The following is a 404-nucleotide window of genomic DNA, read 5'->3' on the forward strand; positions in this document are numbered from 1 at the left end:
GAGGTGCAGCGCTCCAAGATGCGGGCGGAAGTCGGACGCGCCTTTGCCCAGATCATCGAGGAGCGGCGGGTTCGCGTCACGGCCGACGAGGCCTTGGCGGAGATCATCACGCTTCTCGATACCGAGTTTGACGACAGCATGGCCGCCGTCGGCCAGCGGATCACCGCGCTTTCGAGTGAGACCGAGGCGCTCGCTGAAACTGTCGATACGTTGAATGCCGCGGTCGGGGATGTCTCCGCTCAGGGACTGGTGAAGTTCACCCTGTCGGCCAATCAGTCCGGCGTCGATGCCCGCTATTCCGTCGCTATCCGTGGCACCGTGGCGCAGGCCTACAAGGAAACCGGCTTCTTCCTCGAGCTCTATACCGTCAATGGCGTCCAGCGCACGCGCTTCGCCATCCTGGC

General features: G+C 63.9%; 1 pseudogene. It reads left to right on the forward strand.

Going from position 1 to position 404, the window contains the following annotated elements:
• A pseudogene (locus YH62_RS30660) lies at positions 1–404 on the forward strand (phage tail protein); the annotation flags it as partial.

This window comes from Rhizobium sp. LC145, assembly GCF_001005825.1.
Taxonomy (GTDB): domain Bacteria; phylum Pseudomonadota; class Alphaproteobacteria; order Rhizobiales; family Rhizobiaceae; genus Neorhizobium.